The 13,707-nt window shown below is 70.8% G+C and carries 15 protein-coding genes; 7 read left to right on the top strand and 8 right to left on the bottom strand.

What is annotated here, in order from left to right:
• Positions 1-72: 72 nt before the first annotated feature.
• Positions 73-1,227 carry a lytic polysaccharide monooxygenase gene (locus HNV26_RS26315; protein ID WP_171443828.1) on the bottom strand — a complete coding sequence of 385 codons (1,155 nt, stop codon included), beginning with the start codon at positions 1,225-1,227 and terminating at the stop codon, positions 73-75.
• Between the two features lie 57 nt (positions 1,228-1,284).
• Positions 1,285-2,757 (bottom strand): hypothetical protein, encoded by a 1,473-nt coding sequence (locus HNV26_RS26310; protein ID WP_171443829.1) that lies wholly within the window; start codon positions 2,755-2,757, stop codon positions 1,285-1,287.
• Positions 2,758-3,094: 337 nt separating this feature from the next.
• Here HNV26_RS26310 and HNV26_RS26305 point away from each other — a divergent pair, with 337 nt between their 5' ends.
• From HNV26_RS26305 to HNV26_RS26280, 6 genes are all read left to right on the top strand, one after another.
• On the top strand, positions 3,095-3,529 hold the full coding sequence (locus HNV26_RS26305; protein WP_171443830.1) for a hypothetical protein: 435 nt from the start codon (positions 3,095-3,097) through the stop codon (positions 3,527-3,529).
• 274 nt (positions 3,530-3,803) lie between these two features.
• Positions 3,804-4,304, top strand: coding sequence for a hypothetical protein (locus HNV26_RS26300; protein ID WP_171443831.1), 501 nt, complete (start codon positions 3,804-3,806; stop codon positions 4,302-4,304).
• Positions 4,305-4,386: 82 nt separating this feature from the next.
• A complete protein-coding gene (locus tag HNV26_RS26295) occupies positions 4,387-4,770 on the top strand; it encodes a hypothetical protein (RefSeq protein WP_171443832.1) in 384 nt (127 codons plus the stop codon).
• A 15-nt stretch (positions 4,771-4,785) separates the two neighbouring features.
• A complete protein-coding gene (locus HNV26_RS26290; protein ID WP_171443833.1) occupies positions 4,786-5,388 on the top strand; it encodes a hypothetical protein in 603 nt (200 codons plus the stop codon).
• A 10-nt stretch (positions 5,389-5,398) separates the two neighbouring features.
• Entirely contained in the window at positions 5,399-7,132 is a 1,734-nt protein-coding gene (locus tag HNV26_RS26285) for a hypothetical protein (protein ID WP_171443834.1), read from the top strand.
• A 206-nt stretch (positions 7,133-7,338) separates the two neighbouring features.
• On the top strand, positions 7,339-7,890 hold the full coding sequence (locus HNV26_RS26280; protein ID WP_171443835.1) for an isochorismatase family protein: 552 nt from the start codon (positions 7,339-7,341) through the stop codon (positions 7,888-7,890).
• A 3-nt stretch (positions 7,891-7,893) separates the two neighbouring features.
• Here HNV26_RS26280 and HNV26_RS26275 read toward each other — a convergent pair whose 3' ends face one another.
• The 6 genes from HNV26_RS26275 to HNV26_RS26250 form a co-directional block, all read right to left on the bottom strand.
• Positions 7,894-8,766 carry a metal ABC transporter permease gene (locus tag HNV26_RS26275; protein ID WP_141256068.1) on the bottom strand — a complete coding sequence of 291 codons (873 nt, stop codon included), beginning with the start codon at positions 8,764-8,766 and terminating at the stop codon, positions 7,894-7,896.
• Entirely contained in the window at positions 8,747-9,559 is an 813-nt protein-coding gene (locus HNV26_RS26270; protein WP_171443836.1) for a metal ABC transporter ATP-binding protein, read from the bottom strand. The genes HNV26_RS26275 and HNV26_RS26270 overlap by 20 nt, the downstream gene beginning before the upstream one ends.
• On the bottom strand, positions 9,546-10,391 hold the full coding sequence (locus tag HNV26_RS26265) for a hypothetical protein (protein WP_171443837.1): 846 nt from the start codon (positions 10,389-10,391) through the stop codon (positions 9,546-9,548). The genes HNV26_RS26270 and HNV26_RS26265 overlap by 14 nt, the downstream gene beginning before the upstream one ends.
• Before the next feature lie 3 nt (positions 10,392-10,394).
• On the bottom strand, positions 10,395-11,324 hold the full coding sequence (locus HNV26_RS26260) for a metal ABC transporter substrate-binding protein (protein WP_171443838.1): 930 nt from the start codon (positions 11,322-11,324) through the stop codon (positions 10,395-10,397).
• A gap of 17 nt (positions 11,325-11,341) precedes the next feature.
• On the bottom strand, positions 11,342-12,679 hold the full coding sequence (locus HNV26_RS26255) for a zinc-regulated TonB-dependent outer membrane receptor (RefSeq protein ID WP_171443839.1): 1,338 nt from the start codon (positions 12,677-12,679) through the stop codon (positions 11,342-11,344).
• A gap of 77 nt (positions 12,680-12,756) precedes the next feature.
• Positions 12,757-13,182 (bottom strand): hypothetical protein, encoded by a 426-nt coding sequence (locus HNV26_RS26250; RefSeq protein ID WP_171443840.1) that lies wholly within the window; start codon positions 13,180-13,182, stop codon positions 12,757-12,759.
• Positions 13,183-13,306: 124 nt separating this feature from the next.
• Here HNV26_RS26250 and HNV26_RS26245 point away from each other — a divergent pair, with 124 nt between their 5' ends.
• Positions 13,307-13,648, top strand: coding sequence for a Rieske (2Fe-2S) protein (locus HNV26_RS26245; protein ID WP_171443841.1), 342 nt, complete (start codon positions 13,307-13,309; stop codon positions 13,646-13,648).
• The last annotated feature ends 59 nt before the right edge of the window (positions 13,649-13,707 follow it).

Raw genomic sequence — 13,707 nt, 5'->3', positions numbered from 1 at the left:
TGTTGCGTCAGGTGTTGTGACAGCCCGGTGCCTTCACCCCGAAACTGGATGTGTCGCGTCACCCGGTGGGCTTCAGGGAATGCGCTCCCACGCGTCCTGCCAGTTCAAGCCCGTGCCCGGCGCGTAATGCAGCGCGGAGCCCTTGCACCAGCCGGAGTAGGGGAAGGGCTTGCAGCGATAACGCAGTCCGTCGGTGCCCCGCACCACGGTGCCCGCGGCATAGCCCTCAATCCCAGACGGATAGACGGGCTCGCCACCGCCACCGGGCGGCGGCTTCATGATGTCGACCTGGAAGGTGTAGCCCGTCTCACGCGCATAGACGCGGTTGCCCAGCGCGTCCTGCACGGGATTCACGCGGCCCGCTGCGTCGAGCACGCCGACCTGTACGTGGCTGGACGCGCCGTTCACTCGCTGCGCCAGCGCATGAATCCACTGGGCCGCCGGCGTGGCCGTGGCCAGGGGATGCACATGGGATTCGGCGTCAGCGCCTTGCGCGTCGAACACGCGCAGCGTCACCGAGCTCCCCGCGGGAAGGTCTTCACGCGCCTGCACCTGGCCCAGCTCCTTCCAGGACGAGGGCGGCGGCGGGGTGTTGCTGAACTTCACGTCGGTGCAGGCGTAGAAGGCCTCCGGGCTGTCCGAGCGCTGCCAGATGCCGTAGATGACATGCGCGCCCGTCTTCCCTTGAGGGAAGGGGCAGTTGAGCCGGTAGCGGTTGTTCTGGGCGGAGACGTGGGTGATGGAGCAGAAGGGATTCGCTTCCAGGTCCGACCACTTGAGCGGGAGCGCCGGGTTGTAGCCCTCGCGCGTGACGTAGAGGCGGAAGTAGCCGGTGGCGTGCACGGCGGTCGCGTGGAAGACGAACTCGAAGCGGCCCTGGGCGTCCGGAGTGATGAGCGTGGAGGGCCAGTCCGTGCGCGCGAGGTCCAGGCCCCGGTGGCTTTCATTCGCGGCGCTGCAGAGCTTTCCGTCTGGAATGATGTCGCGGTGCCTGTCGTTGGCGTTGCCCTGCCGCACGCCATTCCAGTCGTAGAGCGCCTGCGTGCCACCGGCCTGGATGAGCGCCTTGCACGCGTCGGACTTCGGCGTCTCCGGCCCTTCCTTGAAGCAGCTGTAGACGCGGCTGAGGGGTACTTCCATGGAGCCATGCGCCAGGGCCACGCTGGCGCACAACATGGACACGACGGCGAGCGACGCGCCGAGACACCGCTGCACTGCTGAGGTCATCCCTTCCTCCTGTGGTGTCAGGAGGGAGGACGCGGCCCCTGAAATCGGGTCAACGGCCTAGAAGGCCTTCCACGCCATCAGGAGCTTGGAGGCGACTTCCGAGGTGATGAGCGGCAACACGCCGCCCCCGCCGACGATGTTGACGATTTCCGACATGGACCCGCGGCACACACCGCCCCACGCGGGCTGCCGCGCCAGGCCCACGGAGGCATAGGCGGAGTAGTCCACGAAGAAGGACGTGGGCAGCACGGTGCCGTTGGGCTCGCAGAGCAGGTGCTCCTCGGGCGGCGAGTCCACCACCTCCTGCACCACGAAGCCTCCGCCCGCCGTGTCCGCCGCCGTGCGCGCGCACAGCTCCGCCCACGTCATCGGCGCGCCATAGGCCGCCTGTACCCGCTCCGTGTAGGGGACGGTGCCCGCGGAGCGGCCCAGGAAGACGGCTCGGCCGCCATAGTCCCAGGCCCGCTTCAGCACGAAGCGCGCCGGCGTCGCGGCGACCAGGGCCACCAGGTCCTCCACGCGTTCGCCGTCGGGGCCCTGCGTCGGGCCGGGCTGGAACGTTCGCGTCCACGGCACGGACGCGCGCACCGCCTCCAACTCCTCGTCGGTGAGTCGCGCGGCTTCGGCCAGGGCGGGCTCGGCCAGGGCCTGCGACAGGCGGGCGAAGGTCAGCTTCACCTCCACCTGTGAGGCGGGGGGATTGAGGAACACCGCCTTCTTGCCGGGCACGGTGCCCAGGAAGTCCTCGACCCAGGGGGAGGGGGACTCCTCCAGGCGCCGGACGAAGAGGTGCCGGTACACCAGGTCGTATTTCTTGCCGTGGGCCACGAAGGCGTCGTCACCGGACACCTCGTCCGGATGGACCAGGTCCGCGTCCGCGCCGAACTCGCGGAAGCGGTCGCACAGCCAGCGCAGCTCCGTGATTTGGGCGTCGTTGCGGCGGCACAGCAGGGCCACCGTGTCCGGCATCCGGCCGTTGCGCTCGGCCGCGTATCCGTCCAACAGCGCCCGGTACAACGCCAGCGCGTTGCTGCCGTTGAGCGACAGCAGGGCGTGCAGGGACTTCTCCGGATAGCGGAAGTAGCGGCCCACCACCTCGATGAAGGTGCGGGCCGCGATGTCGGAGTACCCCTGCATGGCGGGGATGGTGGCGTTGACCTCCAACGCCCACGGCGTGCCGCCCGCGACGAAGTAGTCCACGCGCGTGGTGGCCAGCCGGGTGGACTGGCGCCAGGTGCGCTCGGCGAGCACACGCTCGAGAGGGGAGAGGGCGCCCAGCAGGGACTCCGCGTCCGCGCCCTGGAGTTGCGCCTGCGCCATCTTCACCGTGGCGGAGGACAGGCGGGCGGACAGCTCCGAGCGGCGGCGAATCTCCGCGGCGTCCAGCACCACGGGCGTGGCGGTGATGGGGATGGGGTGGGTGGTCCCGTCCGGTCGCGTGACGGCGAGGCCCCGCTGATAGGCGATTCGCGCCAGGTCGGGCGCGATGTGGCGTGCCTGGCTCCGGAGCGCGTCGATGAACTCTTGCACGAAGTCGTGACCTCGATGGTACGCCCGGGCGTCTTCCGGGCGGCGCGCACCCTACGCCTGGACGGTGCCACCGGTCCACGGGCCCGATGCCTTCCGTCGAAGCAGGACACTTCCCCGGTGGCCTTTGGCCGCCCGCCGGGCCTGGGACCGGCCGCTCCGGGGCACACCCGGGCAGCGGCGCTGGAAAAGTGCTTCAGTTGCTCTTGTTCCCAAGTTGCTGTTGTCCGTTCGCGGGAGGCGCTGTTTCCTGGCGAGTGTTGCGTGAGACAGTCTGACTTGCGCGAACGGTCTGTCTGGCTTACAACCGTAGACGCCGTTCGACCGGGAATGCCCTGACGTGAGTCGCTCCACCTTTCACCAGCCCGTGAGTTCCGTCTGGTCGCGCCGTCTGGCGCTGCCGTTCGCGCTCATGTGCGTGCTGGCGTACATGGGGAGCGTGATGCACTTCGCCCTGGTTCAGCACGCCACGTGCCTGGAGCATGGTGAGGTGATGCACGTGGAGGCCGGTGACTCCCACGGCGCCGGTCACGTCGAGGCGTCCTTCGACGATGTGCGGCTCGCCACCAGGAGCACGGAGGCGGACTCCCACGGCTCCGACGCCCACTGTGTCCACGCCTTCGTCCGGCGGGAGGCTCCGCCTCCGCAGCAGGACACGCCGTCCCTCCTGGTCGCGCCCGCTCGCTCCGAGCCCGCGCTGGCGGTGTTCCGCTTCCACGCGGAGCCCGTCGCCCGTCTGCACCTGGCTCCCAAGGCGTCTCCGCCCCGCGCGTGAGGCCCGGGAGTTTGCTCGCTCAGGCGGCCTGTCGCGCCGTGTGAGGTTGCCCGTTCGCTAAAGCCAGACAGACTCCGTCCGCTCCGCGCGGGCTGTGAGTCATTGCGGCTTTGCGCCCACGGCGGCTGAGTTGTCTCACGGCGCCCGTGTTTCGTGCTCCGCGCACGCCCCTTCCATTCCCACGCATCCGTGGCGGCCCCTCCATGTCCTGAGGGTGTCCGTTGCTGGCGCGCGGGCGTGGCACACCCGCAGTCCAATCCCGTGGAGTCGCACCATGACCAAGAAGCTCCTTGCCGCGTTCCTGCTGTCCACCGCGCTCGTCTCCGCCGGCTGCGGCGACGACCATCCCGAAGAAGAGGGCGTCGACGCCGAGGCGTGCATGCACCTCCAGGATGGGCCCGCTACCTCCGTCATCGCCAACCTGGCGACCAACAACCCGCCCCCCGAGATTCGCGCTGACCACCGCCGCTACGACATCACCCTGATGACCGGCTCGGAAGGGAATCGGGGCATCGTGGCCTTCGCCGCGAGCGAGGCCGCTGACTACGTCATCTACACCAACGCGGACGTGCCCCTTTCCGTCACCACCGCCAGCGGCGGGGCGGTGGAAATCGAAGAGAGCACCAGCAGCTCCACGGGCTGCACCGACATCAAGGGCCGCCACGTCGTGCCGCTCACGGTGGGCACGCACTTCCTGACCTTCGGCCCCACGTCCGTGACGACTGTCGGCGTCCTCGTCGAGGAGTCGCACGGCGACCACGGCCACGAGCACTGACGCTGTTCCCGGGCCCCTGGCCCGTTCACCCGGGGGCCGGTGCTCCAGTGCCGGCCCCTCGTTCCCCCGAAGAGAGAAGACCATGGGTTCCTTCCAGCAGTTCCTGACGGACAAGAACATCCCCTCCGAGAAGCTCCTCCGCCTGTCGCGACAGCTCGAGTCCTACGGCTCCGAGGGCCGCACCCTCCTGAAGAAGCGGAGCGCCCGTCGCCGTGACAAGGACGCGCAGGGCAAGAGCTACGAGTCGCTGTCCATCGGCAAGCCGAAGAGCGGCCGGGGCATCAGCGCCCAGCAGCTCCAGGCCGCGCTGGGAGACCTGCCGCTGACGGCCAGCGTGCGCGGGAAGCTGGTGCGCGCCGTCAACGCGGTGCTGGGCAAGCAGGGCGCAAGCTCGGTGGACGCGCCCGCGCTCTTCGGCGCCAGCCCCGTGCGCCGCGGCGCCACGGCGAAGAAGTCCGCGAGCTGAGCGGAGCGCGCGCCCATGTCCGGCCATGCCATGTCCACCGTGATTCCCTGCGAGCTTCGACGCGAGGGAGACCGGCTGTTCGACGTCTCCATGTGGTGCCTCGGGCGGGATGTCCTCTGCCCGGCGGGGAACCTCCTCGTTCGACGAGGACTCGTGCGCCACGCGCGCCCCGAAGGCGCGGAGGGACAGAGCCCCTACACGGTGGGCCTTCCGGATGGTGGGCGCCTGACGCTGTGGGGCTTCGGCGCGCTGTGTGAGCGCGGCGAAGCCATCTTCGTCCCCCGGGCGGGCTTCGCGCCCGTCCTGCTGGAGGAGGTGCCGGGCCGTCTTCCGTTTCGCGCGGAGGCGCTGGGCCCGGCGCGCTTGCCAACCACGGGACACGAGCGGCGGGCGCTGCGCGCGGGGCTCGCCTCGCTGGCGGGGTGGCTGGCCGAGCACGAGGAATGGATTTCCTCCGAGATGGGGCCGTCCTGGCGCCGTGAGTGCTTCGGGGCACGCCGCAAAGCGGCTCCCGTCGCGGCGGACGGGCTGGCCTCTGCGTGGCGGCGCTTCGCCTCCCGCGTTCGTTCCCTGGATTCTGGATTCAATGTCTGCACCGCCCCGGTCGCCGGGGCCTGAGGAGTCCATCATGTTGGCGCGACTGCTCCGAGCCGATGAACCTTCCGTCCATGCCCGCGCGCCATGGGAGGATGTCGCGGATGACGCGCTCCCCACGCCGCTCCTCCGAGAGGGACTGGGTAACGCACACCTGGGCGTCACCACCGCCATGCCCCTGGCCCAGGCATGGTTCGACCAGGGGCTGCGGCTGTTGCACCTGGGGTGGGGCGGTGAGGCCCGTCGCGCCTTCGCGCAGGCCACGCGCGAGGATTCGTCGCTGGCCATGGCCTGGTGGGGGCTCGCCCTCACACGAGGCTCCGGTGCCCGCTTCGCTGCCGCCCGCGCGGAGGCCATGGGCCGCGCGCTGGCCCTGAGCGAGGGCACCACGGACCGCGAGCAGCGCTACATCGTCGCGGGCAGTCTGCTGGCGGAGAAGGGGCCGGCCCATGGGCGCCACGCCTTCGTGCGTGACATGGAGTGCCTCATCGACCGCTATCCCGAGGACGGCGACGCGCGGCTGCTGCTCGCGGGCTTCCTCCTGGACGGCTATGAGCCGGATGGCCGGCCCGGGCAGGGGCAGCCGTATGCGCAGGCCCTGCTGCGCGAGCTGCTGCGCACACACCCGGACCACGCGGGCGTCCACCATGCATGGGTGCAGGCCATGCTGAACAGCGGCCGGCCCGAGGCTGCCCGTGACAGTGCTCACCGCCTGGTGACGCTGGCGCCTCGTGCCAGCCCCGCGCTGCTCTCCGCGGGGCGCCTGCTTCAGCGCGTCGGGCTGGTGGCGGAGGCCCGGCGCGTGCTGGAGGCCACGGTGGCCGCGGATGATGCGTACCTGGCCGAGCAAGGACTGCGCACCGCCGACGCGCCGAGCGCCGAGGCGGCCATGCGGCTGCTCAGCCAGGGCTGCGCCGAAGCGGGCCAGTACGGCGAGTCCCAGGCGTGGGCCCGTCGCCTGCGGCAGCGGGTGGAAGGTGCTGGAGGCGACGACCAGGCGCTGCTGTTCGCCGCCGCCACGATGGTGTCCGCGCACCTGCGCTTCGGCTTCTGGCGTGCGGCGGCGGACGTGCCCATGGAGCTGTCTGATACGGCCAGCCCGGCGGAGCGGGCGCTGCGGGACGGGATTCGCCAGTACACGAGAGGACTCAGCCTGCTCGAGGCCGCGCGGCTGGGCGAGGTGGAGCGGGTATGCAATTCACTGGATGCGCAACATGCGCTCCTGGCGGAGGCTCGCCGCTCGGAGGACCTGGCCCTGTGTCCACGAGATGTGGCGCGGGTGGTGGAGGTGGCCGCTCATGAGCTGCGTGGCGCGCTGGAGGCTCGCCGGGGCGAAGTGGGCCGCGCCGAGGCCACGCTGACGCGTGCGTGGCGGCTGGAGCGGCGGCTTCGGGCGGCAGGGCCCGCGGCCTTCTCCCGGCCCGCGCGCGAGGCACTGGTCCGGCTGCGTCTGCGCACTGCACGCGAGGACAAGGCGCTGGGGCTGGCGAAGACGCTGGTGGCGGAGCGGCCTGGGTGTGGGCACTTGCGACTGCTGTCCGCGGAGTCCCAGGTGGCGCTCGGCGCTTGGAGCGGCGCGGTGGAGGACTTCACCGCGTTCCTCGACTGCTGGCGTGACGCGGACCCGCATCAGCCGGAGCTTCGCCGCGCGCGGGCCTTCATCGCCGGGCGGGGGCGTCTGCTGCGGCTCGTGCGCCCGCCGGAGCTCGTCGCCCTGCGGGAGACCGGGGCCCCGGCGCTCGCCGCGCATGGGACGGTGTCCTGCTGAGCGGTGCCCGAATGTCACGGGGGCCGCCGCCTGTTCGCAATCCGTCATGCGCCCCATCAAGCGTGCGCCCCGTCCACGGGGCTCATTGCCCGCGCGTCGCGGGTTGACTGTCACCCGCTGGAAGTCCTCGCCGTGCGGGCGTTCACCCGCCGCGCTGGCGTCTCCCGCCGCTTGACGGGCCCTCACCGTTCGCGCGAGGAGGGGGCATGCCCACCTTCCGCCTCAAGCAGGAGCAGGCCGCGTTGCTCGTCGTGGACATCCAGGAGCGACTGTGCGCCGCCATGGACCGGGACGCGCTGGACCGGATGCTCAGCCGCACCACCGCCGCCATCGAGGGCGCTCGCGCGCTGGGGCTCCCCATCCTCCTCACCGAGCAGTATCCCCAGGGCCTGGGGCCCACATATTCGCTGCTGCGGATGCGGGCGCTGAAGGACGTCAAGGCGGTGGAGAAGCTGGAGTTCAGCGCCGCTGTGCCAGACGTGCTGGCCGCGCTCGGCGGGCGCACGCAGGTGCTCGTGGCGGGCATGGAGACGCACATCTGTGTCTTCCAGACGGTGCGCGACCTGGCCGAACGCGGCCTGTCCCCGTTCCTGCTCACGGACGCCGTGCTGTCTCGCGCGCAGGAGGACCGGCAGGTGGGTCTCCAGCTGTGCCGTGACGTGGGCGCGCACGTCGTCACGGTGGAGGCCGCGCTGTTCGACCTGCTCGGGCGCGCCGGCACGCCCGAGTTCAAGCAGGTCTCCGCGGCGGTCCGCTGACCCTCAGCGCGCCTTCTGTACCGCGTGGACGAGCATCCGGAGGACGGTCGCCACGGCCACCATGGCCGCGGCGAACACCGTCTGCGAGCCGCCCACGGGGAAGTCGTAGAAGAACGCGAAGAGATAGCCGCCCACGCCCGCGATGGCGCCGAAGAGCGTGGCGACGAAGAAGGTCCACGGCAGCCGCAGCTCCAACATCAGCGCGGCGATGGCGGACAGCGTGGAGAAGGCGAACACCGGCAGCGCGCCCAGCGCCCGGGCGCACACGCCCACCATGACGCCGATGCTGACCATCAGCACGCCGTCCAGCAGGCGCACCGGCAGCCCCTGCACCAGCGCTCCCGTCCGGTCGAAGCTGGCGAAGGTGATGCCCCGGTACCACCACAGCTGGATGAACATGATGGCCCCGCCAGCGATGGCCACCGTGTAGAGCTGCTCGGGCGTCACCAGCACCGCCGTGCCGAAGAGGATGCTCTGGATGTCGTGCGCCTCCTGCGCGATGCGGTCTCCCACGAGCACCGCGGCGCCGCCCGCCAGCGCATAGGCCAGGCCCAGCAGGCTCTCTCGCGTGAGGCGCAGCTTCGCCGGCTCCGTCATCAGCAACATGGTGGCCAACAGCGCCAGGGTGGTTGCGCCCAGCACGGGCTCCACGTGCGTGCCCAGGTGGATGGCCGCGTAGAAGGCCAGCGCCACGCCCAGGCCCGCGGACTGGGCCACCGCGGCGCTGACGAACACCATGCGCCGCAGCACCACGTACACGCTCAGGAAGCCCAGCACGCCGCCCGCGATGAGCGCGCACAGCAGCGGGTCCCTGAACAAATCGAACGCCAGGTGGAACTGCTCCCACTTGGATGGTTCAGCGAGCGTCGTTTCCACGGTGAGGTCCCAGGGGCGCGCGTTGGCAGTACTCGTCGCCGTACTGGCGGCGGAAGGCGGGGTGACAGAAGACGGTGCGGGCATCGCCCACGACGAAGGCGGACGTCTCGCGGTCCACGAAGACGAGCACGTCCGCGTGCTCGGCGGCGACCTCCAGGTCGTGGCACACCACCACCACGCCCAGGCCCCGCTCACGCGACAGCGTGCACAGCCGCTGCATCGTCTCGTGCTCGGCGACGGCGTCCATGGCGGCGGTGGGCTCGTCCAGGAGCACCAGGTCCGCCTCCGTGGCCACCAGCCGCGCCAGCAGCGTGCGCTGCTTCTGGCCCTCGGACAGCTCGCGGTAGGGGCGCGAGGCGAAGGCCTTCGCGCCGGCCGTCTCCAGCGCGCTCTGCACGGCCTGCCGGTCCGCCTTCCGGGCGAAGGGCCACAGGAAGCTCCAGCCGCGCAGGCGTCCCCACGCCGTCAGCTCGCCCGCGCGCAATGGCAGCAGCGAGTCGATGGCGGACGTCTGCGGCACATAGGCACTGCGCACCTGCGCGGAGGCGCGGGAGATGGTGCCCGACACCGGCGGCTGCATGCCCAGCAGCGTCCGGAACCAGGTGCTCTTGCCGGAGCCGTTGCGGCCCACCACCGCCACGAACTGACCGCGGCGAATGGTCAGGTCGATGGGCGGCAGGATGGCCTTGCCGTCGTAACCGATGATGAGCTTCTCGCAGGTGAGCAGCGCGTCACCCGGCGCGAAGGTGGCGGGCACCGCGTGCGCGCCGTCCGTGGGCTCAACGGTCTTCACGCCGGACCTCCGCCTGTGGCTCCAAGGTGGCCAGTGCTTCCACCATCGCGGTCCGGATGGCGGCGTTCTCGGGTGCGTTCAGGTCCACCACGCCGTCAGGGCCCGGCGTGGTGGCTGCCCAGTCCAGCGAGTCGAACAGCGTGGGCGCCAGCGCCAGGCGCAGGGCGAGCTTCACGCGCGGCTTGTTCTCGCGGTCCGCGGGGATGTCCACCGTGCCGCGCAGCACCATCAGCGGCGTGGCCTCCTCCGCCGCCGCCAGCGTGAGCCGGAAGCGGCGCTCATCGTTGAAGCGCGGCGTGGCGCGGCTGTCGCGTACCGCGCCCTCCAGGTTTACCGACGACACGTCCCACTGGTAGCGGGTGACGTGGGTGCGGCCCAGCTCGCAGGACGGCTCACAGCCGGGCGACAGCGTCTGGTCCGCCAGCAGGTCCAGGTCCGCGTCCACGTGCAGGCTGGCCACGGTGGCCTCCGCGCCGCCACCACCGCCATCCAGCTCCGCCTGGATGTCCTCGTAGTCCACCAGCGCGCCATCGTCGTGGTGGCAGTGGCCGTTGTGGCAGTTGGTGTAGCCCGGCGGCGGGTTGGCCGGGTCGAAGGTGGTGGGGCCGCGGGCGCCGCCGCCGACCAGGTCGATGTGGTCCACGCCCAGCGCGGCGCCGTCCAGGCGAAGCTCGAAGTCGGAGGCGAGCCGCTGGAAGCCGTTGCCCACGTCGCGCCCGGCCACCGGCGTGTAGTCCGCGCGGACGGCGGGCTCCAGCACCGCGAAGCTCTCTCCGGGCTCCAGCGCGCAGCCGGACAGGAAGAGCAGGGGAAGGAGGAGACGGGTCCGCATGGCTCAGGTCCCCTTTCCGGCGAGCCCCTTCTCCAGGCGCTCGACCATTTCGTTGATGTGCTGGAGGTACGTCTCCTTCGCCTTGAAGTCCGTGCCGCCGTGCAGGGTGACGAGCGGCGCGGGAATCTTCGAGGCCACCAGCCGCGCGGTGGTGTCCGGGTAGTAGCTCTCCATCAGCACCATGCGCGCCTTTCGCTGACGGCCCTGGGCCAGGACGCTCGCGACGTGCGACGGGTTGGGCGGGATGCCGGGCTTGGGCTCCAGGTAGGCGATGGTGTCGAAGCCCAGCCAGTCCGCCAGGTACGCCATGGTCCGGTGGTAGGCGATGACGGGCTGGCCACGCAGCGGCGCCAGCCGCTTCTCCCAGTCCGCGCGCGACTTCTCCAACTCGGTGGTGAAGGTGGCGAGGTTGTCGCGGTAGGCCTGCGCGTTCTTCGGATCCAACTGCGCCAGCCGGTCGGTGATGGCGCGCGCGACGGACAGCGCCTGGCGGGGGTCATAGAGGAAGTGCGGGTTGCCGCCCGGGTGGACGTCGCCCTGGCCCCGGTCCACCTGCGCCGTGGGGACCTCCAACAGCTTCGCGAACTGCGAGGCCACCAGGTAGCCCGGGTTGCCCACGAGGATCTTCGGGTTGCGCGCACCCACCTGGAGCGTGGGCAGCCAGCCGATCTCCAGGTCCAGGCCCACCGCGATGAGCAGGTCCGCGCGGTTGAGCGCCAGGGCGAGGTTCGGCTTGGCATCCACGAAGTGCGGGTCCTGGCTGGACAGCGCCAGGGCCTGCACCTTGACGTGGTCGCCGCCCACGGCCTTCGTCAACGCGGCCAGGTCCGGCAGGGTGGTGACGACGTTGAGGTCCGCGCGAGCGGGGGACGCGACGAAGAGGGTGAAGGCGGCGCACACGGCCGCGAACAGACGGGAGAGACGCATGGTCATGGCTCCTTCGAAAGGGTTTAGAACGCGTGGGCGCCGTGGGCGCCGGTCACCAACTCGAGCGCGAGCATCAGGGAGTAGCCGGGCTCATCCCGCCACCCGGCATGGTCCCTGGCGCCCTGGAGGCGCAGCCGGGAGAACTCGGTGGGCCAGAAGGTGACGTTGGCGGACACGCGGTTGCGTGACTCCGTCCAGTCCGGGTCCAACGGGTCGATGACGCGCGCTCCGTCTTCGCCTCGCGCCGCCGTTCCCAGCTCGTAGCGCAGCGCGGTGGCCCACCGCGGCGAGAAGCGCCACGCGGCCTGCGCGTAGGTGTTGAAGTCCGTCAGCACGTCCCCGGGCACCTGGCGGCGGCGGTAGAAGGCCTCCGCCTGGAACGTGATGAGCGTGGTGTTGTGGGCCTGGGTGATGGGCCGGTAGCGCAGGTACAGGTCCGTGCCGAACAGGTCGGTGCGGTTGCGGTAGCCGGTGGGATTGGGGCCGGTGGCGGTGGACAGGCCCCACATGAGGGACAGGTCATCCGACAGCGGGAAGAACTGCTTCACCGCGCCGGTGAGCTGCAAGTCGAACGGAGACTGCACCCGTTCGCTGGTGGCGCCCAGGAAACTGCGCGCGGTGGCCCCGCCGGTGGCGTCGGTGGTGCTGCCAATCACCTCTACGTACCAGGGCAGGGGCGCCAGCCAGGACACCTCGGCGCCCAGTCCTCGGTTGCTTTCGCCTCCGAAGATGCGGCCCACGGCGAAGGGCTGGTCCACGAAGTCCCACGAATGCGGGTGCGTGGGGTTGATGCGGCCGAAGCGCGTGAGGAACTGACCGGCGCGCACCTGGAGGTTGTAGGGCAGCGCCAGCGTGGTGCCGTAGGCCTCTTCGATTTCCACGCCGAACTGGCTGAAGACGATGTTGGCGTCGAACCGGAAGTAGGGGTCCACCACCGAGCCGATGGACAGCTCCAACTGCTGCAGGTTGAAGCCGTTGCGCGTGGGGTCGTGCGCGCCGCTCTGCAGGGGCTCCTTGTCCGTGAAGGCCGCGGCGGCCACGTCCAGGATGAAGCTCAGGTCCAGGAAGTTCGCGCCCGTGTTGGGATTGTTCACCCCGGGGATGGAGAGCGCGGAGCCACTGCCAGGCATGGAGGCCGGCGGCGCCGCGGTCCCGGTGGGCGCGTTCTGCTGCGCGGACGCGGCATCGCTGCCGAGCGCCTTCTCGATCTCCTCCAACTCCTCGGGCGTGAGCGCGGGCGCCGCGTCTTCCCGCGGCTCCGGCGCGGAGGCGTCCTGGGCGCTGGCGCCGCTGGCGAACAGCAAGGGCGTGAGTGAAACGACGATGAGAGCGCCGTGAGCACGGCGCGAACGGGTTGCCACCTGGAACGCTCCTCGAACAGGGCGCCCGCGAAGCGGTCACGCCCACCAATGACCTGAATGACCTCGGACGACGCACGTCACGCGTGCGCGGGAGGCGAGGCCTTGGGGGCGGTATCGAGGATGGAGAGGGGGGCCTGGACGCGAGGCGGCGCGGTGGCCGGACGGCTCACGGCGAGCAGCGTCAGCACCAGCGTCGTCCGGTAGGGCGTCAGGAGCTCCGGGCGGGAGCCGGACGTCACCAGCGGACACTCCTCGTGGGGGAGGGCGGCCGAGTCCGTGACGGCTTCGGGCAGGGCGGACAGCTGCGGACTCTGCTCGAAGGCGAGCCGGGACAGCCGCGCGCCCGTGCCGAGCGCCGTCTCCTCGAACGTCTGATGCTGCGGACAGAACCGGTGCGCGTGCTCATCCCTCGCGTGCATCAGCGCGTCCAGCGGCTGACACAGCCACAGCGCGACGAGCAGCGTCGCGGTGCAGCGGGCGAAGGTGTGGGCTCGCTGATTCATCGGAAGGGGCGGTTGACCGGGTGCTCTAATGACGCGGCACGGCGGGTGTCAAGGGACGGTATCACGCTCTGTCTCGTCCGGGGGGGGATGTATCGGCCCCGGCCGGGCGTTGGGGAACATCAGGATGAACGGACAGCTGGACGGAGGATTCATTCCAGTGGCGACGCTGGATGCACTCGACGCGCGGGGCCGCGCGGTGGTGCAGGTGGACGGTGTCGCGGTGGCCCTCTTCCGCGTGAATGGGGAGCTCCATGCGGTGGCGGATGCATGCCCCCACCGGGCCGGGCCCCTGTCCGAGGGGGACCTGGTGGGATACGTGGTGCATTGTCCGTTGCACACCTGGCCGTTCGACGTCCGGACGGGGCAGTGCCCTCGGCATCCGGGGGTGCAGGTCCGCACCTATGAGGTGCGTGTGCAGGGACCGCACATCCTCGTGTCCGCATCAGGTAGGGTCCACGCCCCCTGAGTGCCGGCCCCTTCCAGGAGCGATTCCACTGTGACTTCGTCCCGAGCCCGCCGCAAAGC

It is taken from the genome of Myxococcus xanthus, from assembly GCF_013116825.1.
GTDB lineage: Bacteria > Myxococcota > Myxococcia > Myxococcales > Myxococcaceae > Myxococcus > Myxococcus xanthus_B.
This window is presented reverse-complemented; position numbering and strand designations above follow the sequence as displayed.

Coding starts and splice junctions, on each gene's coding strand:
- HNV26_RS26315 (WP_171443828.1), bottom strand. CDS start 1,227: ATGACCTCAGCAGTGCAGCGGTGTCTCGGCGCGTCGCTCGCCGTCGTG.
- HNV26_RS26300 (WP_171443831.1), top strand. CDS start 3,804: ATGACCAAGAAGCTCCTTGCCGCGTTCCTGCTGTCCACCGCGCTCGTC.
- HNV26_RS26295 (WP_171443832.1), top strand. CDS start 4,387: ATGGGTTCCTTCCAGCAGTTCCTGACGGACAAGAACATCCCCTCCGAG.
- HNV26_RS26290 (WP_171443833.1), top strand. CDS start 4,786: ATGTCCGGCCATGCCATGTCCACCGTGATTCCCTGCGAGCTTCGACGC.
- HNV26_RS26285 (WP_171443834.1), top strand. CDS start 5,399: ATGTTGGCGCGACTGCTCCGAGCCGATGAACCTTCCGTCCATGCCCGC.
- HNV26_RS26280 (WP_171443835.1), top strand. CDS start 7,339: ATGCCCACCTTCCGCCTCAAGCAGGAGCAGGCCGCGTTGCTCGTCGTG.
- HNV26_RS26265 (WP_171443837.1), bottom strand. CDS start 10,391: ATGCGGACCCGTCTCCTCCTTCCCCTGCTCTTCCTGTCCGGCTGCGCG.
- HNV26_RS26260 (WP_171443838.1), bottom strand. CDS start 11,324: ATGACCATGCGTCTCTCCCGTCTGTTCGCGGCCGTGTGCGCCGCCTTC.
- HNV26_RS26250 (WP_171443840.1), bottom strand. CDS start 13,182: ATGAATCAGCGAGCCCACACCTTCGCCCGCTGCACCGCGACGCTGCTC.
- HNV26_RS26245 (WP_171443841.1), top strand. CDS start 13,307: ATGAACGGACAGCTGGACGGAGGATTCATTCCAGTGGCGACGCTGGAT.